19 protein-coding genes are annotated in these 22789 nt (G+C 69.6%); 10 read left to right on the plus strand and 9 right to left on the minus strand.

Annotated features, from left to right (window positions below; translation table 11 throughout):
* Positions 1-61: 61 nt before the first annotated feature.
* The 4 genes from AB0M47_RS22665 to AB0M47_RS22680 are packed head-to-tail and all read right to left on the minus strand — an operon-like array spanning position 62 to position 5570.
* Positions 62-2344, minus strand: a complete 2283-nt coding sequence (locus tag AB0M47_RS22665) for a glycoside hydrolase family 3 N-terminal domain-containing protein (RefSeq protein WP_363417010.1) — start codon at positions 2342-2344, stop codon at positions 62-64.
* Positions 2345-2402: 58 nt separating this feature from the next.
* A complete protein-coding gene (locus AB0M47_RS22670) occupies positions 2403-3260 on the minus strand; it encodes a carbohydrate ABC transporter permease (RefSeq protein ID WP_363417013.1) in 858 nt (285 codons plus the stop codon).
* A gap of 7 nt (positions 3261-3267) precedes the next feature.
* Positions 3268-4266 carry a sugar ABC transporter permease gene (locus AB0M47_RS22675; protein ID WP_363417016.1) on the minus strand — a complete coding sequence of 333 codons (999 nt, stop codon included), beginning with the start codon at positions 4264-4266 and terminating at the stop codon, positions 3268-3270.
* A complete protein-coding gene (locus tag AB0M47_RS22680; RefSeq protein WP_363417019.1) occupies positions 4263-5570 on the minus strand; it encodes an extracellular solute-binding protein in 1308 nt (435 codons plus the stop codon). Before AB0M47_RS22680 ends, AB0M47_RS22675 begins: the two co-directional genes overlap by 4 nt.
* 123 nt (positions 5571-5693) lie before the next feature.
* Here AB0M47_RS22680 and AB0M47_RS22685 point away from each other — a divergent pair, with 123 nt between their 5' ends.
* Positions 5694-6695 (plus strand): LacI family DNA-binding transcriptional regulator, encoded by a 1002-nt coding sequence (locus AB0M47_RS22685; protein WP_253763046.1) that lies wholly within the window; start codon positions 5694-5696, stop codon positions 6693-6695.
* Positions 6696-6782: 87 nt separating this feature from the next.
* Positions 6783-7163, plus strand: coding sequence for a DUF2255 family protein (locus AB0M47_RS22690; protein WP_363417023.1), 381 nt, complete (start codon positions 6783-6785; stop codon positions 7161-7163).
* Here the strand turns inward: AB0M47_RS22690 and AB0M47_RS22695 are convergent.
* Positions 7153-7740 carry a TetR/AcrR family transcriptional regulator gene (locus AB0M47_RS22695; protein ID WP_363417026.1) on the minus strand — a complete coding sequence of 196 codons (588 nt, stop codon included), beginning with the start codon at positions 7738-7740 and terminating at the stop codon, positions 7153-7155. The two genes, AB0M47_RS22690 and AB0M47_RS22695, sit on opposite strands and share 11 nt — an antisense overlap.
* 81 nt (positions 7741-7821) lie before the next feature.
* On the opposite strand from AB0M47_RS22695, the gene AB0M47_RS22700 reads away from it, so the two are divergent.
* Complete coding sequence (locus AB0M47_RS22700; RefSeq protein ID WP_363417029.1) at positions 7822-8640, plus strand: NAD(P)H-binding protein; 819 nt, start codon at positions 7822-7824, stop codon at positions 8638-8640.
* Positions 8641-8684: 44 nt separating this feature from the next.
* Positions 8685-9260, plus strand: a complete 576-nt coding sequence (locus tag AB0M47_RS22705; RefSeq protein ID WP_363417031.1) for a 3'-5' exonuclease — start codon at positions 8685-8687, stop codon at positions 9258-9260.
* A gap of 46 nt (positions 9261-9306) precedes the next feature.
* On the opposite strand, the gene AB0M47_RS22710 is transcribed toward AB0M47_RS22705, so the two are convergent.
* Positions 9307-10278 carry a YafY family protein gene (locus AB0M47_RS22710; protein ID WP_363417034.1) on the minus strand — a complete coding sequence of 324 codons (972 nt, stop codon included), beginning with the start codon at positions 10276-10278 and terminating at the stop codon, positions 9307-9309.
* Positions 10279-10340: 62 nt separating this feature from the next.
* On the opposite strand from AB0M47_RS22710, the gene AB0M47_RS22715 reads away from it, so the two are divergent.
* Together AB0M47_RS22715 and AB0M47_RS22720 are read left to right on the plus strand one after the other, a co-directional pair.
* Entirely contained in the window at positions 10341-11330 is a 990-nt protein-coding gene (locus tag AB0M47_RS22715) for an NADP-dependent oxidoreductase (RefSeq protein WP_363417037.1), read from the plus strand.
* Positions 11327-12385, plus strand: coding sequence for a winged helix DNA-binding domain-containing protein (locus AB0M47_RS22720; protein ID WP_363417040.1), 1059 nt, complete (start codon positions 11327-11329; stop codon positions 12383-12385). Before AB0M47_RS22715 ends, AB0M47_RS22720 begins: the two co-directional genes overlap by 4 nt.
* A gap of 29 nt (positions 12386-12414) precedes the next feature.
* On the opposite strand, the gene AB0M47_RS22725 is transcribed toward AB0M47_RS22720, so the two are convergent.
* Positions 12415-13341, minus strand: coding sequence for a DUF4352 domain-containing protein (locus AB0M47_RS22725; RefSeq protein WP_363417042.1), 927 nt, complete (start codon positions 13339-13341; stop codon positions 12415-12417).
* Positions 13342-13357: 16 nt separating this feature from the next.
* A complete protein-coding gene (locus tag AB0M47_RS22730; RefSeq protein WP_363417045.1) occupies positions 13358-14275 on the minus strand; it encodes an ADP-ribosylglycohydrolase family protein in 918 nt (305 codons plus the stop codon).
* Positions 14276-14398: 123 nt separating this feature from the next.
* On the opposite strand from AB0M47_RS22730, the gene AB0M47_RS22735 reads away from it, so the two are divergent.
* From AB0M47_RS22735 to AB0M47_RS22750, 4 genes are all read left to right on the plus strand, one after another.
* Positions 14399-18328, plus strand: coding sequence for a hypothetical protein (locus AB0M47_RS22735; RefSeq protein ID WP_363417048.1), 3930 nt, complete (start codon positions 14399-14401; stop codon positions 18326-18328).
* 60 nt (positions 18329-18388) lie between these two features.
* Entirely contained in the window at positions 18389-20236 is a 1848-nt protein-coding gene (locus tag AB0M47_RS22740; protein ID WP_363417051.1) for an alkyl sulfatase dimerization domain-containing protein, read from the plus strand.
* On the plus strand, positions 20233-21894 hold the full coding sequence (locus tag AB0M47_RS22745) for a SulP family inorganic anion transporter (RefSeq protein ID WP_363417054.1): 1662 nt from the start codon (positions 20233-20235) through the stop codon (positions 21892-21894). The genes AB0M47_RS22740 and AB0M47_RS22745 overlap by 4 nt, the downstream gene beginning before the upstream one ends.
* Before the next feature lie 148 nt (positions 21895-22042).
* The gene (locus AB0M47_RS22750; RefSeq protein WP_363417057.1) at positions 22043-22225 is read left to right on the plus strand and encodes a hypothetical protein; all 183 of its coding nucleotides are present in this window, start codon (positions 22043-22045) and stop codon (positions 22223-22225) included.
* 13 nt (positions 22226-22238) lie between these two features.
* Here AB0M47_RS22750 and AB0M47_RS22755 read toward each other — a convergent pair whose 3' ends face one another.
* The gene (locus tag AB0M47_RS22755) at positions 22239-22778 is read right to left on the minus strand and encodes a hypothetical protein (RefSeq protein WP_363417060.1); all 540 of its coding nucleotides are present in this window, start codon (positions 22776-22778) and stop codon (positions 22239-22241) included.
* Positions 22779-22789: the final 11 nt, after the last annotated feature.

A 22789-nucleotide genomic window follows, 5' to 3' on the forward strand; every position in this document is an offset into this window, starting at 1 on the left:
CAGGGTTCCAGGTCGAATCTTGGGCTGTGATTCGACCTGGAACCCTGATCCAGTGCCGCTTTCAGGCCGCCAGTTCGGTAAGCGTCCAGCGGGGGGATTCGGCGTCGATCGGATGTACCGGGCCGACCAGCTCGGTGCGTACCTGGGTTTGCCGGTCGGAGCTGGTGCCCACCCACAGGTCGACCGCGCCGGGTTCGACGACGCGCCGGTAGGACCGGTCGGTGAAGGCCAGCCGGGTGGTCGGCACGACGAACCGGATCGTCTTCGACTGCCCCGGCCGCAGGTGTACGCGCTGATAGCCGAGCAGTTGCGCGACCGGCCGGGTGACCGAGCCGGTGAGATCGCGGCCGTACAGCTGCACCACGTCGTCACCGGCGATCGCCCCGGTGTTGGTGACCCGGACGACGACCGGCAGGTACCCGTCGGTGGGCACCTGCTCGGGCGCGCTCAGCTCGTCGTACGCGAATGTCGTGTACGACAGCCCGAACCCGAACGGCGCGGCCGGGGTGGACGACAGGTTCGTGACCTCGTCGCCTTCGCCCAACGCCACGTGCAGGTACGAGTAGGGCTGCGCGCCGGCCGAGCGGGGGACGCTGACCGGCAGGCGGCCGGACGGGTTGACGCGTCCGGACAGGACGCCCGCGATCGCTCCCGCGCCTTCCTCGCCGGGGAAGAACGCCTGGACGACCGCGGCGCACCGCTGCATCGCCCAGTCCACGGCGTACGGGCGGCCGGTGATCAGCACCAGGACCGTCGGGGTGCCGGTGGCGAGCACCGCCTCGACGAGTTCCCGCTGGACGCCGGGCAGCTCCAGATCGTCGCGGTCGCAGCCCTCGCCGACCGTGCCACGCCCGAACAGCCCGGCATGGTCGCCCATGACCAGCACGGCCACGTCCGCATCGGTGGCCGCGGCGACGGCGGCCGCGAAACCGGAGCGGTCGTCGTCGTCGACCGCACAGGCGGCGGCGTACGCGACCGCGCCGAACTCGTCGCGCAGGGCGTCGAGCACGCTCGGGGCGTCGATGCCGGGGTCGATCGCCGGATGCTGCGGCAGCACGTGGTTGACGAACGAGTAGCAGCCGAACAGGGCGCCCATCCGATCCGCGTTCGGCCCCAGCACGGCGATCCGGCGACCGGACGCCAGCGGCAGTGTGCCGTCGTTGTGCAGCAGCACCACCGATTCCTCGGCGAGCTTGCGGGCCAGCGCGCGATGCCGGGGAGAGTCGAGGTCCACACCGGTCGGCGGCTCCTCCTCGAACTTCGCGTCCAGCAGCCCCAGGTCCAGCTTCTCCTCCAGAACGCGCAGCACCGCCCGGTCGACGTACGCCTCGTCGATCCGCCCGGCGCGTACCGCTTCGGCCAGCGGTGCGGCGTACGCATCGCCGGTGGGCAACTCGACGTCGACCCCGGCGGTCAACGCCTGGACGGCCGCCTCCCCGAGGTCGGCCGCGATGTGGTGCAGCAGCTGCAGGAACGCCACGCCGAAGTAGTCGGAGACGAGGGTTCCGTCGAAGCCCCACTGCTCGCGCAGCGTACCGGTGAGCAGGGTGGGGTCGGCGGCGACCGGGACTCCGTCGATCTCGGCGTACGAGTGCATGATCGAGCGGGCCTTGCCGTCGAGCACGGCCATCTCGAACGGCAGCAGCAGCACGTCGGCGACCTCGCGGGGGCCCGCGTGGACGGGGGCGAAGTTGCGCCCGGCCCGCGAGTTGGAGTAGCCGACGAAGTGCTTGAGCGTCGCGTGCACACCCTGCGATTGCAACCCCTGCACGTAGGAGGTGCCGACGGTGCCGACGAGGTACGGGTCCTCGGCGATGCACTCGTCGACGCGTCCCCACCGGGGATCGCGGATCACGTCGAGCACCGGCGCCAGCCCTTGGTGTACGCCCAGCGTCCGCATCGACTCGCCGATGGCGGCCGCCATCTCCTCGACGAGGCCGGGATTGAAGGAGGCGCCCCAGGCGAGGGGAGTGGGGAAGGTGGCCGCCTTCCACACCGACAGCCCGGTCAGGCACTCCTCGTGCACGATCGCCGGGATGCCGAGCCGGGTGTTGGTGACCAGCCCCCGCTGGAACTCCCACAGCCAGCGCGCCCGTTCGTCGGCGTCGACCGGCTTGGTCCCGTACGCCCGGGTGAGGTGGCCCAGGCCGTGCCGGCTGAAGTTGGCCAGGGTGGGCGGCTCGCCGAAGTCGCCTTGCAGCGGCGCGACCGCGTCGCCGTCGTCCTTCTCCCAGAAGCCGACGATCTGGGCCAGCTTCTCCTCGAGGGTCATCTGGGCGAGGAGGCTGAGGATCCGTTGCCGCGGTTGCGGGCTGGTGTCGGCCAAGGCCGGGACCTCGGTCATGATGTGCTCCTTCGTACCTTGTGGCGCAGGAACCGGGTGGTGCGGGAACGGTGTGGCACTAGCCCTTCACCGCGCCCTGGAGCCCGCCGACGATCTGCCGTTCGGCGAGGCTGAAGAAGAGCAGCGCCGGCATCATCGCCAGCGACGTGAACGCGAGGATTCCGGCCGTGTCCTGGCTGTGCTCGGCCGAGAAGTTCTGTACGCCCAACGGCAGGGTGTGCAGCCCTTCGTTCTGCAGGACGAGCAGTGGCAGCAGGAAGGAGTTCCAGCTGGCCACGAACGCGAGGACGGCGACCGTGACGAGCGCCGGCCGTGACAGCGGCAACAGGATCCGCCAGAAGAAGCCGAGCCGGTCGGCGCCGTCGATCGCGGCGGCGTCCTCGAGCTCGGCGGGGAACGCGGCCAGGAACGGGCGCAGGATCACGATGGTGATCGGCAGCTGGAAGGCCACCTGCGGGATGATCACGCCGAGATAGGTGTTGGCCAGGTCGAGGTCGCGCAGCAGCAGGTAGAGCGGCAGAATCCCGGCCGCCGCCGGGAACAGTAGCCCGACGGTGAAATAGGTGTAGAGCGCTTCGCGCCCGCGGAACTGGTACCGCGAGAGCACGAAGGCCGCGCAGACTCCCATCACCACCACCCCGAGGGTGGTGCCGACGGCGATGAGGGTGCTGTTGAACAGTTCCGACCAGAACTTCGACTGGGTGACGACGTTGGCGTAGGTGTGCCAGACCCACGGATCCGGCAGCCCGGCCGGGTCGGCCGCCAGTTGGCCGGTGGTGCGGAAGCCGCCGAGGATCACGTAGATCACCGGCGCGAACGACACCGCGGCGACCGCCAGCGCGAGCACGTAGGTGAGCGGATTGCCCCAGGAGAACGGCCGTCGCCGGCGCGGCTGCGGCAGGGTGGTGGCGACCATCGGCGCCTCACCCCTTCCTGGTGGTCAGGGCGCCCTCGATGTCGCGCCGGAGCACGAATCGCTGGAACACCACGGCGGCGACGAACGAGATGACGAACAGGATCACCGCGACGGCGTTGCCGTAGCCCCATTCGCGCTGGTTGAAGCCGTGATCCACCATGTAGGTCGCCATGGTGTTGGACGCGCCGAGGGAGCGGACCGCCGGTGACGACGCGACCCAGATGACGTCGAAGACCTGGAGCGAGCCGATGATCGACAGGAACATCCAGATGCGGATCGTCGAGCCGAGCATCGGCAGGGTGACGTGCCGCTGCGTCTGCCACCAGCTCGCGCCGTCGATCGCCGCCGCCTCGGTCAGCTCCGGCGGGACGTTCGCCAGCCCGGCCAGGAACAGGATCAGGGCGAATCCGGTGTACTTCCAGGTCAGGATGAACAGCATCGTCCAGATGACCACGGACGGATCGGCCAGCCAGCCCGCGGCGAGATCGCCGAGGCCGAGGCTCTTCAGGAGGGAGTCCGCGGTGCCGTCGCGCAGCAGGATCAGCTGCCACATGATGCCGACGGTGACCTCGGAGAGCACGTACGGGACGAAGACGAGCAGCCGGAAGACCGACCGCCCGCGGAATTTCCGGTTGAGCAGCAGTGCGATGCCCAGCGCCAGCGGCCCCTGGATCACCAGCGACCCGACGAGGATGATGGCGTTGTTACGCAACGCGTCGAGGAAGATCGGATCCTTGAACGCGCCGTACTCGCCGAAGTAGTTGTCGAGCCCCTTGAACTCGGTGGGCCAGCCGTAGCCGCTCCATCGGTAGAGGCTGTAGTAGACGGCGAACGCCATCGGTGCCAGCACGAACACCGTGAAGACGATCACCGCCGGCCCGGTGAGACCGATGATCTCGTACCACTTGCGACGGTTCCGGGCAGCGCGGCTGGTCCCACTGGGACGGGGCCTCGCCGGCCGCGCGTCAGCGCGACCGGCGAGGACCGGCGATCCGGTGGTCGTCACCGGGCTGTGGCCTTCTTCAACGCGTCGACGACACCCTGGGGCGTGCCCTTGTCCGCGAAGATCGCGATGATCGCGTCGTTCATCGCGGTGCCGGCCTTGGCGCCGAACGCCGTGTCCAGCCAGAGCTGTACGCCCTCGGCCGACTGGGTGGCCTGCGCGATGGTCTGCATCACCGGGTCGGCCAGGCCGCTCTCGGCGCCCTTCACGGTCGGGATGCCCGAGCCGGTCGCGGCGAAGCCCTTCTGCACGTCGAGGCTCACGATGTACTTGAGGAACTCGACGCACTCCGCCGGGGCCTTCTTCGAGCAGGAGAAGCCGTCGCCGCCGCCCATCATGGTCTTCTGGCTGCCGCCCGCGCCGGTGACCGACGGGAACGGGAACCAGCCGAGGAACTTCGGCTCCTTCTGGTCCGGCGTGAGGGTCTGCATGGTGCCGCCGTTCCAGTGGCCCATCAGCTCCATCGCGGCCTTGCCGTTGGCGAGCAGGCCAGCCGAGCTGGTCGCGCCGACCTGACCCGAGGTGGCCAGGAAGTCCTTCTGGAACGGGGTGGTGGCCAGGAACGTCTTCAGGTCCTCGCCGGCCTTGACGAAGCACGGGTCGTCGAACTTGGCGTCGCTGGACGCGGCCGACAGCGCGGTCGCGGCGCACTCGCGGACGGCCAGGTTGTACCACCAGTGCGCGGCCGGCCACTTGTCGCCGGCGCCGACCGCGATCGGGGTGATGTTGGCGGCCTTGAGCTTGGTGACGGCCGCGTTCAGCTCATCCAGCGTGGTGGGCGGGGCCGAGATGCCGGCCTTGGTGAAGAGGTCCTTGTTGTACCAGAAGCCCTCGATGCCGAACGAGAACGGCAGGCCGTACTGCTTGCCGTCGACCGACCAGATCTTGGTGGCCGCGCCGATGCTGCCGACCTCGGCCTTGGTCTCGGCGGTGATGTCCTTGAGGTAGTCGGACTTCACCTGCTCGACCATCTCGCCGCCGCCCCAGGCCTCGAAGATCTCGGGCGGGCTGCTGCTGAGCAGCGCGGCGGGGATTCGGTTGCGCTGCAGCTCATTGGTCTCGATCGGGGTGATCTTGATCGTCACGGTGGGGTGCAGCTTGTGGAAATCGTCGGCGACCTTCTGCCAGTACGTCTGCAACGGGCCGGCTTGGTTCGCGTTGTGCCACCAGTTCAGGACCACGGGGTTCTTGTACAGCTCACCGCCGCCGGAGGGGGACTCGTCGTCGGCGCTGGAACACCCGCTGGCAGCCAGGCCCACCGTCGCGACCAGCGCGAAGATGACGCCCGAGCGGCGCTTGGTTCTCATGGGATCTCCCTAAAGGTCGTCCTGAGGCGCTCATGTGGGCAAGAGTTTTACAGTCCCGTAACGGACTGTCAATCGATGTCGATAACGTTTTCTCAACGGGCGCGGCCAACTATGATCCCTTGCGTGGAGATCCGCCAGCGCGTGAAGATGTCGGACGTCGCCCGTACGGCCGGCGTCTCGGTGGCAACCGTCTCGAAGGTCGTCAACGGACGCTGGGGCGTCTCGCAGTCGACCGTCGACCGGGTGCAGCAGGTCATCGAGATGCTGGGCTACGAGGCGAGCCTCGGTGCGCAGAGCCTGCGCAGCCATCGCACCCACGTCCTGGGCATCCTGGTGGCGGAGTTCGAACCGTTCTCCACCGAGCTGCTCAAGGGCGCGTCGGCCGCCGCCGACCAGACCGACTACGAGCTGCTGGCGTACGCCGCCGGGACGCGCGGGTCGAAGGTCGGCTGGGAACGGCGATCGCTCGCCCGGCTGTCCGGGACGCTCATCGACGGCGCCATCCTGGTCACGCCCACCGTCCTGGAAGCCAAGCAGGGCGTGCACGTCGTGGCCATCGACCCGCACACGGGGCCGTCCGGCATGCCGACGATCGATTCCGACAACTTCGCCGGAGCCCAGCTCGCGACCAACTACCTGCTCGACCTCGGCCACCGCCGGATCGGTTTCATCGGCGGCCGGCCTGATCTCGAATCAGCCCGGCTGCGGGAGGTCGGCTTCCGCCAGGCGATGGCGGCCGCCGGGGTCACTGTGGACGAGACGCTGGTCCGCGTCGGCGGCTACCGGACCGAGACGGCCGAAGGCCCCGCCCGGGAGCTGCTCAGCCAGGCGAACCGGCCGACGGCGGTGTTCGCCGCGAACGATCTGTCCGCGATCGCGACGGTGACCGCCGCCAACAGCCTCGGCCTGTCCGTCCCGGACGACCTCTCGGTCATCGGGTTCGACAACGTGCCCGAGTCCGCGATGGCCTCACCGCCGCTGACCACGATCAAGCAGCCGCTCCAGCAGATGGGGGCCGAGGCGTTGCGCTTGCTCGTGGACCTGATCGCGGGCGTCGAGCGCGACATCCACGTCCGGCTGCCCACCGAGCTGGTGGTCCGGGCGAGCTGCCGGCCGCTCGTCTGACGCGCTCGATCGCCACGAGATTCCGGCGAACGAGCGCGTCGCGGCCCGCCCCGTGGTACGCAGACCTCAGTACACGAGGAGGATGCGATGTCTGGATGGACGGCCGAAGAGCTGGACCGGATCGACCACACCGACGAGTTGGAGCTGGCGTCCCAGCGGAGGGACGGAACGCTGCGAGACCCGGTGACGATGTGGGTCGTCCGGGACGGCGACGATCTCTACGTGCGCTCGATGCACGGCCGCTCCGGGAAATGGTTCCGGGGCACGCAGGTCCGCGACGCCGGGCACATCCGCTCCGGCGGCGTCGACCGGGACGTCTCGTTCGTCGTGGACGACGGCAAGGCGCTCAACGACCGCATCGACAAGGCGTACACGTCGAAATATGGCCGGTATGGCGCGAACATCGTGGGGGGCGTGGTGAATCCGGACTCGCGGGCCGCGACCATCCGCCTGGTGCCTACGTCCTGAGCGACTCCAGCCAGCGGTTCAGCCGCGCGCCTTCGCGGGTCATGACCTCCGGGTCACGCAACGCGTTGGCCATCACGCTCATGCCTTGGTACGCCGAGACGAGGGTGAGCGCGTGGTCGGCCGCGTCGGGCACGCGCGCCTCGGCGAGCTGCTTCTCGCACCAATCGAGCAACAGCCGCATCACCCGCCCGGCCTCGGCGTCGAGGTCGCCGTCGTCGCGCTTGCCGACATCGGTGGCCAGGGAGCCGGTCGGGCAGCCGTAGCGGGCCGCGACGTCGCGCTGACCGACCCAGGCGTCGACCAGCCCGCGGAGGCGGTCGATCGGATCGGCGACCTGCTCCAGGACGGCGGTCAGCTCGGCGAGCGACTGTGCCTGCTCGGCCAGGGCCGCGTGGACCAGGTCGTCCTTGGTCTTGAAGTAGTAGTAGACGTTCCCGACCGGCACGTCGGCGGCCCGGGCGATGTCGGCGATCGTGGTGCGCTCGACCCCGCGCTGGTGCAGCACCTGCGCCGCGGCGGCGGACAAGCGGCGGCGTTTAGCAGACGATCGTGCCTGCGGCAGTTCTGAGTTAGCCATCTCACTTATCGTATCGCGCCGCCCAGCGGCGTTGATAGCGTCACCGGCAAGTAAGTCAGCTAACTAACTTAGGAGCACGCCATGATCGTCATCACCGGAGCCACGGGCAACGTCGGCCGCACCCTCGTCCGCCTGGTCTCCTCGTCCGGCCACGCCGTCACCGCCGTCTCGCGCGGCATCCAGCCGGATTCCGTCGAAGGCGTACGCGCGGTGGCGGCCGACCTGGCCGACCCGGCGAGCCTGCGGCCGGCCCTCGACGGCGCGGACGCACTGTTCCTCCTGGTCGCGGGGGAGGATCCGGACGGCATCGTCGCCGAGGCCCGGGCGGCGGGCGTACGCCGGATCGTGTTGCTCTCGTCGCAGGGCGCGGGCACCCGTCCGGACGCGTACGCCCACGCGGCGCGCTTCGAGGACGCGGTGACCGGATCGGGGCTCGACTGGACCGTCCTGCGTTCGGGCGGGCTCGCGTCCAACGCGTACGCCTGGGTGCAGCCCATCAAGACGGCCCGGGTCGCTCCCTCCCCGTTCGGCGACGTCGGCCTGCCCTTCATCGACCCGGACGACGTCGCCGCGACCGCTGCGGCCGTGCTGACCTCGGACGGACACAAAGGACAGGCCTATGTGCTGACCGGACCGGCGCTCACCACGCCCCGCCAGCGGGCCGCTGCCATCGAGGCCGCGCTCGGCGAGCCGATCCGGTTCGTCCAACAGACCCGCGACGAGGCGTACGCGCAGATGACGCAGTTCATGCCCGCGCCGGTGGCCGAGGGCACGCTCGCCATCCTCGGTACGCCGACCGCCGAGGAGCAGCAGATCAGCCCCGACGTGGAGCGCATCCTCGGCCGCCCCGGCACACCGTTCGCCGAATGGGCGCGCCGCAACGCACCGGCGTTCCGCTGATATCGCTTGCCGGGCGGACTTCCGAAGGCCTACCTTCCGTTGCTGTGGAGGAGGCCTTCGGAAGATTCGTCAACGTCGTCGACGTCGAGGCGACCTGCTGGGCCGACCGGCCGCCGGCCGGGGAGTCGAGCGAGATCATCGAGATCGGCGTCTGCGTCGTAGACACCGCGGAGTGGCGGCGTACGGAGCGCTTTCGCATCCTCGTGCGGCCCCGCCGATCCCGGGTCAGCCCGTTCTGCACCGAGCTGACCGGGCTCACCCAGTCCGAGGTGGACGGCGGCCTCGACTTCTCGGCGGCGTGCGCCCAGCTCGCCGGCGACCTACGTGGCCGCTTCCGCACCTGGGCCAGCTGGGGCGAGTACGACCGCCGTCAGTTCGAGCGCCAATGCGGTCCGGGCGGGGCGGCGTACCCGTTCGGCAGCCGCCACATCAACATCAAGCAACACTTCGCCGACGCCTTCGGGCTGCGACGCGGGATCGGCATGAGCCAGGCGCTCGCCCAGACCGGCCTGCCGCTGGAAGGCCGCCATCACCGTGGCGACGACGACGCCTGGAACATCGGCGCACTGGTGCTGGAATTGGCCCGCCTCGGTCACCCGATCACCGCCGCATCCCCTTGATCCGGGTCATTTCCACGTTGCCATGGCGACTTGGAAATGACCCGGATCACGAGTCTCCGCGCGGTTCCTTCTGCTGGGCGGCACGGAGGAAACGGGTACCCCAGTCCCGCAGGTGGTCGGCGAACTCCGGCGGACTGAGGACGTCGAAGTCGGCTCCGACGTTGCCCAGCGCCTGGGTCGGCCAGTCGAGGCTGGTGGAGACCATGGTGAGGCGGCAGTGCCCGGCGTCGACGGGCTCGATCGTGCCCCACTGGCCGACGATGCGGCGTACGTGGTCGGCGGAGGCGTGAACGTAGGCGATGACCGTGTGCGGGGCCGGCGCGCCGGAGGCTGCGCGGACGAAGGCGGCTGGGTCGTCGGCGGGCAGCGGACGAGGGCGGAATCGGGCGCCGGTGCGATGGGGCTCGGCGAGCCGGTCGAGGCGGAAGCTGCGCCAGTCGTGGCGGGTCAGGTCGTAGGCGACCAGGTACCAGCGGCCGCCCAGGGCGACGACGCGATGGGGTTCGACCTCGCGGTCGGTGTCGGGCCCGCCTCGGGCGGTGTACCGGAAACGCAGTCGCTCCTCGTCCCGGCACGCCTGGGCGATGAGAGTCAGCACCTCGGCCGGCACGACCGGTCCGGACGAGCTGGGGGAGACCGTCATCGCACGCAGCGCGTTCACCCGCGTACGCAATCGGGGCGGCAGGACCTGCACCACTTTGGTCAGCGCACGCACGGCCGCCTCCTCGATCCCGGCGATCCCGCTTTGGGCGGCGTCGCCCATGCCGACCGCGAGGGCTACCGCCTCCTCGTCGTCGAGCAGCAGCGGCGGCAGGACGGCCCCGGGCGCGAGCTGGTAACCCCCGTCGGTGCCACGCGACGCCTGCACCGGGTAGCCGAGGTCGCGAAGCCGGTCGACGTCGCGACGCAGGGTGCGCTCCGAGATCCCGAGGCGATCAGCCAGCTCGACGCCGGCCCAGTGGCGGTGAGTCTGCAACAACGAGAGCAGACGCAGCGTACGGGAGCTGGTGTTGGCCATGTTGCGATCTTGCCATGACTTCCGGTCAAAAACTGGCCGGAAGCCCGCTTAGGCTCGGTAGCATGATCACTCGTGAGATTCAGCTGACCGCCCAGATCACCGGCTACCCACAGCGTGCGGACTTCACGGTCGTGGAGACCGACCTCGGCGACGCCGAAGTCGTCGTGCGTACCGACTACCTGGGTCTGGCCGCCACCTACCTGGAACTCATGCGAGCCGACTGCCACCTGCCGATCCCGGGTTGGCGGCCCGGCCAGCGCATCGGCGTGACCGCCGTCGGCACCGTGCTGCGGTCGGACAGCCCGGAGCTGCGTCCCGGGGATCTCGTCCAGTCGATGAGCGGCTGGAGTACGCACTCGGCCGGCCCGGCCGCGTCCTACCTGAAACTCGACCGGGACGCGTACGCCGAGCCGAGTTTCCACCTCGCCCAGGGCCCGACGGCGTACTACGGAATGGCCGACGTGGCCAAGGTCGGCCCGGATGACGTCGTGTTCGTCTCCGGCGCCGCCGGCGGGGTCGGCTCCCTCGCCGGCCAGATCGCGCGCAACCTCGGCGCGGCCACGGTGATCGGGAGTGCCGGCAGCCGGTCCAAGGTCGACTATCTGGTGAGCGAGCTGGGCTTCGACGCCGCCTTCGACTACCACGAGGACTCGGTCGCGGCGCTGCGAGAACTGGCTCCCGAAGGCATCACGGTCTTCTTCGACACCGTCGGCGGCGCGCTCTACGACGCGGCGTTGGAGGTCGCCCGTCCCGGTGCGCGGTTCGCGTTGTGCGGCTCGTTGTCCACGCAGCTGGGCGATGCGGCTGAGCGTTTTCCGGAGCCCGATCGCGCTGCCGCGCTGGCGAAGGAAGTCGAGCTGATGCCCTTCTCCTGCTACCACACGCCGGATCAGATCGCGGCCTGGCACACCCACTTCCGCACCTGGCTCGACCAGGGCTCCTTCGTCTACCCGCAGACCACTGTGGAGGCAGACATCGACGGAGTGCCCGACGCGTTCCTGGCCCTGCTGCGCGGCGAATACCGCGGCAACGTCTCGGTACGCCTACCATGACGCAGCTGTCCCACCGCGCGCTGAATCGGGCGTTGCTGCATCGTCAGCATTTGCTGGACCGTACCGGCCAACCGGCGATCGAGGTGATCCGGCGACTGGTTGCGCTCCAGGCCCAGGAATCGAACTGGCCCTACCTCGGCCTGTGGAGCCGGATCGACGGGTTCGTCCCGGCCGATCTGACCACGCTGCTGGCCGACCGGCGGGTGGTCCGATCGGGCCTGTTGCGCAGCACCCAGCACCTCGCCGCAGCCGACGACTTCCGTCGGCTGCGGCCCCTCGTGCAACCGGTGCTCGACCGCACCGCCGGCTCGGCCTACTTCCGGCGTAATCGGAACGGCCTGACCACCGAGGTCCTGCTGACCGACGGACATGCCCTGGTAGCCGCCGGGACCGTCGCGCGTCGAGAACTCGCCCGGCAGCTCGCGACCCGGCACCCCGGCTGCGACGGCCGGATCCTGGCCGGCGAATACGAGCTGCGCGTACCGCTCGTCCACGATCTGGCGACCGCGGCCTGGGGCAGCTGGGCCAGCCGGACCTCCATCGCCGTGACGGCCTTCCCGACCGGCGACGCCCTGCCGATGCCAGAACTGATCCGGCGTTACCTGGCCGCCTTCGGCCCGGCGACCGCCGCCGACGTCCAAGCCTGGAGCGGGCTGACCCGGCTGGGCGAGGTCATCGCGGGGATGGCCGACCTGCGCCGGCACACCGGACCCGACGGCCAGACCCTGTTCGACCTGGCCGACGGCGAGCTGCCGGACGCGGAAACGCCCGCACCGGTACGCCTCCTACCCGCGTACGACAACCTGTTGCTCGGCCATGCCGACCGGACCCGAGTCATCAGCGACGTCGATCGCCGGCATGTCATGCCGGGTCAGGCCCGAGTACGCCCGACCGTCCTGGTCGACGGCTTCGTCTGCGGAACGTGGAGCCTCACCGGCGGCGCCGTGCGGCTCGACCTCTTCCGTCCGCTCCCCGCCGCCGAACGGCACGCCCTCGACGACGAGATCGAGCGGCTGCAGACCTTCCTTACCCAAGCAGGCGTCGGGACGCGATGACCAGAGGGTCATTCACACTGCCGTCGGTGCTACTTCACGTTTACCTCAACCCCACCGGAGAATGCCGAGTCGTGCAGCGTCAGGGTCGTCAGATCGACGTCCTTCGGAACATCGAAGACCAGCATCCCGGTGACCTGGTTTCCCGGATTGATGTCAGTGAGCCAGACTTGGGAATTCGTGTCGTTCGCCAACAGTCCCGCTTCCGTGTCCGCGTTGTACGCGGCCCCGTTGGATCCGACGGCCGACTGATTCGCGTCCGACATGGTCTGCGGCTCGTCACCGATGTTCTTCACCGACAGGTTGACGAGACAGAACTGGCCTTGCGCCGTCTTGCTGACCGGGTCTTCGCCGACCGTTGCGACATCGCACTCGACGTTGTTCACCACGAACTCGAACTTGCCGTCACGGACCGGATCGCCGAGTCCAGCGGTTCCCTGCTTCGCATCCGCCGGGGGCGCTGACGACCCGGATCCGGAGTCGTCCTTCTTGTCGTCGGACATGGTGCTCACCAACGCGATGCCGCAGCACGCGACGACAGCGACGGCGGCGGTGGCGAGCCCGGCCCATAGCCAACCTCGATGCTTCTTCGCCGGTGGAGGCGGTGCAGGTGGCGCAGGCGCCGTGTACTGCGGTGGAGTGCCGGGCGCTGTCGGCGACACCGGCGTGCCCGGAGCGGCGGTCGGTGGCTCCTCCACCCAGAGTTGCCATCCTGGTGGCATCGGCGGCCACGACGGATCGGGAACCCAACCCTCGGGCGGTGTCCATCCGGGCGGCGGTTCCGGCCATCCTGGTGGCGAATTGAATTTCCAGCCCATGACCTCATGGTCGCGCTGCGGCGCAGACGACGGGCGGCCTTGCCCAACTTTCCGGGTTTCCCCGAGGCCGTCGCGCGGGCTGCCGCACGACAGCCCGCGCGACGCGTACGCCTGGTAGCATCCGGCCGCGTTCGGCGCCATCTCGCCGCCGCGACGCCTAGAGGGTTTCGTTGAGCCAGGTCGGCAGTGGCTCCCGCGCCGCCAGCCAGGTCGCCGGGATGCCGTCCACGCCGGTGTACGAGGCGACGACGCCGCCGACGATCGCGGCTGTGGTGTCGATGTCGCCGCCGACGCGTACGCAGGTGCGGATCGCCTCGGGGTAGTCGTCGAGGTGCTTGGCCGCCGCCCACATTGTGAAGGGCACCGTGTCCTGCGCGGTGACGAGGCTGCCGTTGCCTAGCTCGTAGGCGACCTCGTCCGGCGGCAGGTGCAAGGCGCGCCTTGCTCGCGCGATTCCTTTGCGTACCGTGCTTTCCGGGGTTCGCGCCAGCACCGCGTCCAGGAACGGGCCGGGCTTCGGGCGTACCCCTGAGATTCGACCAGAGGCCGCGAGACTCGCGGCCACCGCGACCGCGACGGCCCCAGCCACCCCCTCGGCGTGCGCGTGGGTGACTTGCGCGGACAGCGCGGCCTGGGCGGCGGCGCGCTCCGGTTCGCCCACGTGGTACGCACCCAGCGGCGCGACGCGCATCGCGGCCCCGTTACCGCACGAGCCTTCGCCGTTGAAGGCCGCAGCGGCGGCGTCGCGCCACGGTAAGCCCTGCCGGATGCCATGCAGGATCACGAAGGCGCCGACGCCGTAGCCGCGATTCGGTTCGCAGCGTTCGGCGAAGACCTCGGCCAGCAGGTCCTGGTCGATCGACCGCTTCTCGAGCAGTAGCCAGTAGACCGAGCAGGCCATCTCGGTGTCGTCGGTCCACTCCCAGACCGGCGGCGGAATGATTCCGTTCAGTAGATCGTCGACCCGGCGGCCGACCATGAAGTATTGCGCTCCCAGCGCGTCGCCGACCGACAGGCCGGCCAGACTGTCCGCGGCGTAACCCAGCCGCGTGCTCTCCTGTAGGACAACTCTCATGCTGCCGACAATCTTGGCCGGGCGAGCGCGGCCCGGCAAGACCTGGGGCAGTGGGGACCGGGCGGTAGCGATCCCGGGCGTGTCGGCACGCTTTGTCGGATTTGCGCATGGTAGATCATCTACGTGTCCATTGTGCAATTCCTGCGTCCGGCGTCCCGGGTCGCGCTCGCGTTCGGCCTGCTGCTGGCGGTCACGCCGACCCCGACTGCGGCGGCCGCCGCTTCCTCCGGGCGGATCGCCCGCGCGGCCGGTACGCCGGGCGTGCCGCAGGAGCCGGCGGTCATCTACGCGGAGGACTTCGAGAACGATCCGGCCGGTACGCCGATCCGCCTCACCGGATACACCGGGGCGGCGCCGCTGGCACAGACCTACACCGCGCACGCGGGTTGGCTCAAGGGCTGCAACGGCTGGGTGCTCGACGACAGCGCGGCCTCGGCCGGGTACGCGCCCGGTATCGCCGACTGTGGCGACAGCACGAAGTTCTGGAACCAGACTCGCGATCTCGCCGACGTGCTGGGCAAGTTCAACGGTTCAGCGGACTCGACTCGAAACCACGCCGTCGCCGCCTTCACCTGGACCGCTCCGGCGGCCGGAAGCGTGGAGTTCGAGACGGCGAAACCCATCCCGCTGACCGCGTCGAACCGGTTCCTGACGTTCTCCGTCAACTCGGTCGCGTTCAACTGCTCGGTGTCCGCCCCGAGGCTGAGTTTCGCGCTGCTGAACGGCTCCGCCGCGACGTCGCTGACCACCAAGCCGATCAACCCGTGCACCGATGCGAACGCGAAGAGCTACGCCACCGACAGCGGCGGGACGGCGAAGGCCGTACGCGGTTACGCCGACAGTCCGATCCTGTTCACCGGCGACGCGGCCGGCATCCGGATGACCAACGGAAACGGCAGTAATGCCGGCAACGACGCCGCCTTCGACGACATCCGGCTGGTCGACGTCACGCCGCAGATCGACAAGGCGTTCAGCCCGGCGGCAGTCGCCTCGGGCGGTACCACCACGTTGACCTTCACGATCACGAACACCTCGGATCTGCTGGCCAAGCCGGGCTGGTCGTTCACCGACACGCTGCCCGGCGGGATGACCGTGGCCGGCCCGGTGACGACCTCGACCACCTGCGCCGGCGGCGCGGTCACGGCGACGGCCGGAGGAACCAGTGTCGGCCTCGCCGGCGATCTGAAAGCCGAGCAGGCTTCGTGCACCCTGAGCGTCGCCGTCACCGCGCCGAAGGGGTCCTACCGCAACTGCGCGGCCAACACCTCGGTACTGGTCGGCGTCAACCCGCCGGACTGCGCGACCGTCGTCTTCACCGATCCCTCCTACACGATCAGCAAGGTCTCCTCGCCGCCGTCGGGAACCGCGGTCAAGCCGGGGGAGCAGGTCACCTACACCGTGACGGTCGTCAACACCGGTCCGGTGCCGGTCGACGCCACCGTGACCGACGACCTGAGCGGCGTGCTGGACGACGCGTCCTTCGGCGACGACGTGGTCGCCGACGTCGGCGAATCGGCGTACGCCGAGCCCAAGCTGTCCTGGACGGGGACGCTCGGTGTCGGCGGTTCGGCCACGATCACCTATTCGATCACGCTGGACGATCCCGGCAGCGGCGACGGCGTACTGACCAATCAGGTCAGCGGATCGGACGAGTCCAACTGTCCCACCGGGACAGAGCCCGGCTGCACGACCACTGTCGGCCCGGCGAAGCTGAAGATCGTCAAGACTTCGGACGCCGCAACCCCGGTCAAGCCGGGCGACCGGGTGACCTACACACTGACCGTCACGAACTCCGGGATCGGCGCCGCCGACGACGTGACGATCACCGACGACCTGTCCGGAGTCCTCGACGACGCGGCGTACGCCGGTGACGGCGCCGCCGACGCCGGGGCGGTCGGCTTCGAGAGCCCCAAGCTGACCTGGACCGGCGACGTCACCCCCGGTACGCCGGTCACCGTCACCTATTCGGTCGTCGTGAACGACTCCGGCGGCGACCGGGTCTTGAAGAACACGGTGACCGGCCCGTCCGGCTCCAACTGCGCGCCAGGTTCGGCCGACCCGAGCTGTTCCACCACGGCGAACATCGCCGACCTCGTGATCGCCAAGAAGGCCGATCCGTCGGCCACCCCGCTGACGCGCGGCGCGACGGTGGCGTACACCATCACGCTCACCAACCCGGGCACCGCCGCTTATCCGGACGCCACGATCTCCGACGATCTCAGCCGCGTGCTGGACGACGCGACCTACAACGGCGACGTCACCGCCGACAGGGGGCAGGCGGCGTACGCGCAGCCGACGGTGACCTGGTCCGGCGAGGTGGCCGCCGGCGCGACCGTCCGGATCACCTACTCGGTGACGGTCACCGGCTCCGGCGACCACCGGCTCGCCAACGGAGTCATCGGCCCGAGCCCGTCGAACTGCCCGCCGGACCAGTTTTGCGGGCCGCCGGATCTGCCTGTCGCGCAGCTGCTCATCACCAAGTCCAGCGATGGCCAGGCCCTCGGGCCGCTGCCGGGTGGGACGACGGTCACCTACACCGTCACGGTCACCAACATCGGCACCGCCGACTATCCGGCCGCCGAGGTCGGCGACGATCTGTCGCAGGTCTTGGACGACGCGGCGTACAACGGGGACGCGACGGCCGACGCCGGGAAGATCGGCTACGAAGCGCCGACGCTGACGTGGACCGGTGACATCGCCGCCGGGGCGACCGTCACGATCACCTACTCGGTCACCGTCGACGATCCCGACACCGGGGATCGCGTCCTGGTCAACACGGTCACCGGACCGCCGGGATCGAACTGCGCGACCGGGTCGGCCGATCCGGCCTGCCGGGAGCGCGTACCCCGGGCCGACGTCGCGGTGACCAAGACGGTCGACACCACCGCCGCCCGCCCCGGGCAGAAGGTCGTCTACACCGTCGCGATCACCAACTCGGGGAAGGCCGCTTATCCCGCGTACGCGATCTCCGACGACTTGTCCGGCGTCCTGGACGACGCCACGTACAACGAGGACGCCGTGGCGGACAGCGGCGAGGTCGCGTACGCGCAGCCGACGTTGTCCTGGACGGGTGACGTTCCGGCCGGCGCGACCGTGACGCTGACGTATTCCGTGACGGTCGGCGATCCGTGGCCGGTCGGCGACGACAAGCTCGTCAACGCCGTCACCGGGCCGCCGGGATCGCCGTGCGACCCCGCCGATCCGGGCGACGAGTGCACGACCGTGGTCGACGCGCCCCGGCTCGACTTCGGCGATCTGCCCGACAGCTATCGGACGACGCGGGCGGCCGGTGGTGCGTACCACCGGATCACCGCGACCTTGCGCCTGGGCGAGACCGTCACCGCCGACACCGACGGCCGGCCCTCAGTGCAGGCCGACGGCGACCGAGACGACGGAATCGTCGCCGTACGCGGCGCGACCGCGGGCAGCGACCGGCTGAGCGTGGACGTGCGGGCGACCAACACTGGGGAGTCCGACGCCGTGCTGGCCGGCTGGGTGGATTCCGACGGTGACGCGACGTTCGGCAGCGGAGAAGTGCAACAGGTGACGGTCGCGGCGGCCGGAGGTCCGGCGATCTACACGCTGAGCTGGCCGGTACGCCTCAACGGCGGCGAAGTGCTGCGGCTGCGGCTCCGGCTCTTCGGCGACGCCGTTACCGCGACCGGCGATGCCGCCACTGCGACCGGGGATGCCACCGTCACGACCGGCACAGTCAAGGTGCCGCTCACGGCCGCCGACGCGACATCATCGGCTGCGCACACGGCCGGCGGCGCAACCGTGGCGAGGATGCTGACGTCACGGCTGGCGCGTGCGGCCGAGATCAGCCCGATCGGATTCGGCGGTGCGGGCGAGGTCGAGGACTACGTCTGGGACATCCCCGCACTGCCGACGTCGCCCGGTGTCTCCGCCGGACCGGGTGGCCCCGATCAGCTGAGCGTTACGGGGGCGCCCATCGGCCTCCACCTGGAACTCGGCGCGGCTGCTCTCGTCTTCGGCGCGTTCCTCACGCTGATCAGTCGCCGACGTGTCGGCCACCGACGTCTCAGTGACTGAGACGCCCGGCTTTTCGCGAATACCATCACACCGGGCAAAACGGACCAATACCCTGGGGCAATGACGACAGGTGAGATGATCTTCGCGTACGCCGACCGCCGGGACTTCGACGACGCCGATCGGGGCCTGATCGCCGCCCTGGATCCGGCGATCGTGCGGAACGACGGTGGCGAAGTCGTGTGGGACAACGACGCGTACACGTCGTTTCTGACCGGAGACGCGGCCGAGACCGTCCATCCGAGCCTGTGGCGGCAGTCGACGCTGGTGGCCAAACAGGGCCTGTTCGAGGTCACCGAGGGCATCTACCAGGTACGCGGCCTGGACCTGTCGAACATCTCGTTCGTCGAGGGCGAGACCGGAGTCATCGTGATCGACCCGCTGATCTCCGTGGAGACGGCCGCAGCGGCGCTGGCGTTGTACCGCGCCAACCGGGGCGAGCGGCCGGTCACCGGAGTCATCTACACGCACAGTCACGTCGACCACTTCGGCGGGGTCAAGGGCGTCGTGACCGAGGAGGATGTGGCGTCCGGGCGGGTGCCGATCATCGCGCCGGAGGGCTTCCTCGAACATGCGATCTCCGAGAACGTGTACGCGGGCACGGCGATGGCTCGCCGGGCGGGCTACATGTACGGGGCGGCGCTGCCGCGTGGCCCGCAGGGTCAGGTCGGGGCGGGCCTGGGGCAGACGACCTCGACCGGTCTGGTCTCCTTGATCAAGCCGACGGTCGACATCACCGAGACCGGCCAGGCGCTGACCGTCGACGGCGTGCGGATCGTGTTCCAGCTGGCTCCAGGCACCGAAGCGCCCGCGGAGATGCACTTCCTGTTCCCGGACCGGCGGGCGTTGTGCATGGCGGAGAACGCCACCCACACGCTGCACAACCTGCTCACCTTGCGTGGCGCGGTGGTACGCGATCCGCACGCCTGGGCCCGGTACCTGACCGAGGCGATCGAGTTGTTCGCCGGGCAGGTCGACGTCGTGTTCGCCTCGCACCACTGGCCGACCTGGGGCGCGGACAACGTCGTGGAGTTCCTCAGCCTCCAGCGCGACCTGTACGCGTACCTGCACGACCAGACCGTCCGGATGATCAACAAGGGGTTGACCGGGATCGAGATCGCCGAGCTGATGCAGGCGCAGATGCCCCCGGAGCTGCAGAAGGCGTGGCACACCCACGGTTACTACGGGTCGGTCAGTCACAACGTCAAGGCGATCTACCAGCGCTACATGGGCTGGTACGACGGCAACCCGGCCCGGCTGTGGCAGCATCCGCCGCAGGAGGCCGCTAGCCGGTACGTCGACTTCATGGGCGGCGCGGACGTGGTCGTCGAGAAGGCTCGCGCCTCGGCAGACAGTGGCGACCTGCGCTGGGCGGCACAGGTGCTCGATCACGTCGTGTTCGCCGAGCCGGACCACAAGCCCGCGCGTACGCTGCTGGCCGACGTCTTGGAGCAGCTCGGCTTCGGCGTCGAGAACGGCACCTGGCGCAACGTCTACCTGTCCGGCGCTTACGAGCTGCGGCAGGGCAACTTCGGTACGCCGACCGAGACCAACGCCCCCGATGTGCTGGCCGAACTGCCGCCGGAGATGTTCTTCGACGCCCTCGCGGTACAGGTCGACGGCCCGAAGGCGTGGGATCTCGATCTGGCCGTCGGCTGGCGGTTCCCCGACCACGGCAAGTCGTTCCGCACCACGCTTCGCAACGGCGTCTTCTCCTATGTGCAGGACGGTCAGGGCGACGTCGGCCTCACCGCGACCGTTCCCCGGTCCGCGCTGCCGTACCTCGCGCTCGGCGACCTTGCGAAGGCGAAGGCGAACGGGCTGGCGCTCGACGGCGACACCGCGGTTCTGCAGCAGTTGATGGGCGTGCTGGACCCGGGCGATCCGAACTTCAACATCATCGAGCCGTGAACCTGCGCCTGGGCCGGCCACGCTGGGCGGACGCGGCCGCAGGACTGGTGACCGGGCTGTTCAGCATCCCCGAGGGCATGGCCTACGCGTCCATCGCGGGCTTCAACCCCATCGCCGGGCTGTTCGCCGGAGTGGTGCCGGCGATCGTCGGCTCGCTGACGGCGCGCACGGTCCTCATGGTGACCACGCTGACCAGTGCGGTCGCGCTGACCGCCAACAGCGTGTTCACGAACGCGAAGCTCGACTTCACCACCGGCAACATCGCCGCGCTGGCCGTGCTGACCGGCGTGGTGATGCTGCTGCTGGGCGTACTGCGACTGGGCGTGGTGCTCAACTTCGTCTCGCACGCGGTGATGACCGGCTTCTCCATCGGCATCGCGGTGCAGATCATCGTCGGCGTCCTGAAGGACGCCACCGGCTACCAGCCCCAAGGCGGCAACAAGCTGGTCCAGCTGGGGAATTCACTCGCGCACATCGGTTCCTGGCAGGGCGCGGCCGTCGCGGTCAGCGCCGGCACCGTCGTGGTCTGGGCCGTGGCTCATGCGGTACGCCGTCTGCGGACTGTGGCCCTCCTCGCCGCGATGGTGGTGGTGAGCGCGGTGGTGGCGATTCTCGGCACCCATGTCGAGCTGGTGTCCGACATCGCGGACATCCCGTCCGCGTTGCCGAAGCTCACGCTGCCGGACTGGGGCAGCATGCCCGCGTTGGCCGGGGGATCGGTGGCCATCGCCCTGGTCGCGTTGGCTCAGGCGGCCAGCATCGGCCCGACCGTGCCGAACCCCGACCGGTCGCGTACCGACACCAACAGCGACTTCATCAGCCAGGGCCTGGCAAATGTCGCGGGTGGACTGTTCCAGTCGCTGCCGGTCGGCGGTTCGCTGTCGCGGACCGGGGTGTCGGTCTCGGCCGGTGCGCAGACCCGCTGGTCCGGGATCTTCTCCGGGGTGTGGCTGGCGCTGATCGTGCTGGCCTTCGCACCTTTGGCGGAGCACATCCCGATGCCCGTCATCGGCGGGCTCATCATGGTCGTCGGCGCGGAGATCATCTACGGCCGCCGGCGCGACGTGGCGCTGGTGTGGCGTACGTCCAAGCTGTCGACCGCCGCGATGGCCGTCACCTTCCTCGCGACCACCGGCCTGCCGTTGCAGCAGGCCATCATCCTCGGCGCGGTGCTGTCCCTGCTCCTGTACTGCGTGCAGGCTGCCCGCCAGGCCCGGCTGATCGCCCTCGTCCGGCAGCCCGACGGCAAGTGGCAGACCGCCGCGGTGCCCGCACAGCTGCCCAGTCACGAAGTCACCGTGCTCCACTACGGCGGCGTCAGCCTCTTCGCCGAACTGCCCCGGATCGACCAGCAGTGGCCGGACGTCACGACCGCCCGATCCCCGGTGCTCATCCTGTCGATGCGGGAGGTCGCGGACATCCCGTCGGCCACGATGATGACGGTGCTCGAACGGCACGCCAAGGACTTGCGCGAAGTCGGCGGCCGGCTCCTGCTCGCCGGGGTCAACCCGGTCCTGGCGCGTACGCTGCGGGAGACGCGATTCGCCGCGACGCTCGGCCCGGACAGCGTCTTCGCCGCCGACAACACCGTCTTCCACGCGCTGGAGGAAGCCGTGGACGCCGGCACCCGTTGGCTGGCCACCACCCGATCGGGGTAGATCGGGCAAGAGGCATTCAAATGCGCGTACCGTGCGGTTTTACGCTCGACCCACCGATCCGGTGAGGGAAGGCGGCCGTGATGGCGCGTATCGCCCGGCTAGTGAGTGCGCTGGTGCTGGCGGCGGCACCAGCACGATCGCCTATCCGGTGACCACCGTGGTGCCCGCCGCCAATCAGCTCATCGTCACCTCGACCGGCACCGTCACCGACGGGTACGCCGAAGGCGCGCTGTCGGAGCGGATCGCGGCCTATCCCGATCTGGACGTGCTGAGCTGCCTTGGCTCCAGCGTCGCGCAGCAGACCAGCACGCTGACGGTGACCATCACCTGACCGCGTACGCGTCCTAGAGCGAAGTGATCTCCAGCGTTCCGAGGGTGCTGATCGAACTCACCGAGCCCAAGCCGAGGGTGCACAGGGTGATGTCGGTGGCGGGGCCGGTGAAGTTGGTGACCACTGTGTCCCCGGCGAACAGGCCGGACGTCACGACTCCGGTGGCCACGACCGTGTAGACGGCACCGGCCACGGCGCGGGTGAAGGTGCTGCTGATCGTCGTGGTCTGCCCGGTGTTCCAGGTGATCGTGTAGGTGATGGACCCGGGCCCGAGCAGGTCGGCGCAGCTACTGGTGGTCGTCACCGACGCGGTACGCGTGCCGGACGTGATCGACGGATGGGACGCCGAGACGCACGGGCCGTAGAGCGCCGTGGTGGACACGGTCACGCTCTGTGGGGTCAGCGTGAGCGGCGGGTCGTATTGGTTGAGGTTGCTCGACGGCGGCGTGCAGGTGACGTCGAGGACGCCCGCGCTGGCCGGCGCGGCCAGGAAGACGATCGATGCGGCGCAGGCGAGCGCCGTGGCGACGGCGGTTCCTAATAGGCGCTTCATGAGCGAAGTTC

It is taken from the genome of Hamadaea sp. NPDC051192 (assembly GCF_040682475.1).
GTDB lineage: Bacteria > Actinomycetota > Actinomycetes > Mycobacteriales > Micromonosporaceae > Hamadaea > Hamadaea flava.

What these genes read in the sequence shown, in the direction of transcription:
- AB0M47_RS22755 (WP_363417060.1), bottom strand. Translation starts at nt 22,778, where the DNA reads ATGAAGCGCCTATTAGGAACCGCCGTCGCCACGGCGCTCGCCTGCGCC.
- AB0M47_RS22665 (WP_363417010.1), bottom strand. Translation starts at nt 2,344, where the DNA reads ATGACCGAGGTCCCGGCCTTGGCCGACACCAGCCCGCAACCGCGGCAA.
- AB0M47_RS22740 (WP_363417051.1), top strand. Translation starts at nt 18,389, where the DNA reads ATGACGACAGGTGAGATGATCTTCGCGTACGCCGACCGCCGGGACTTC.
- AB0M47_RS22670 (WP_363417013.1), bottom strand. Translation starts at nt 3,260, where the DNA reads ATGGTCGCCACCACCCTGCCGCAGCCGCGCCGGCGACGGCCGTTCTCC.
- AB0M47_RS22730 (WP_363417045.1), bottom strand. Translation starts at nt 14,275, where the DNA reads ATGAGAGTTGTCCTACAGGAGAGCACGCGGCTGGGTTACGCCGCGGAC.
- AB0M47_RS22700 (WP_363417029.1), top strand. Translation starts at nt 7,822, where the DNA reads ATGATCGTCATCACCGGAGCCACGGGCAACGTCGGCCGCACCCTCGTC.
- AB0M47_RS22680 (WP_363417019.1), bottom strand. Translation starts at nt 5,570, where the DNA reads ATGAGAACCAAGCGCCGCTCGGGCGTCATCTTCGCGCTGGTCGCGACG.
- AB0M47_RS22695 (WP_363417026.1), bottom strand. Translation starts at nt 7,740, where the DNA reads ATGGCTAACTCAGAACTGCCGCAGGCACGATCGTCTGCTAAACGCCGC.
- AB0M47_RS22725 (WP_363417042.1), bottom strand. Translation starts at nt 13,341, where the DNA reads ATGGCGCCGAACGCGGCCGGATGCTACCAGGCGTACGCGTCGCGCGGG.
- AB0M47_RS22710 (WP_363417034.1), bottom strand. Translation starts at nt 10,278, where the DNA reads ATGGCCAACACCAGCTCCCGTACGCTGCGTCTGCTCTCGTTGTTGCAG.
- AB0M47_RS22690 (WP_363417023.1), top strand. Translation starts at nt 6,783, where the DNA reads ATGTCTGGATGGACGGCCGAAGAGCTGGACCGGATCGACCACACCGAC.
- AB0M47_RS22720 (WP_363417040.1), top strand. Translation starts at nt 11,327, where the DNA reads ATGACGCAGCTGTCCCACCGCGCGCTGAATCGGGCGTTGCTGCATCGT.
- AB0M47_RS22715 (WP_363417037.1), top strand. Translation starts at nt 10,341, where the DNA reads ATGATCACTCGTGAGATTCAGCTGACCGCCCAGATCACCGGCTACCCA.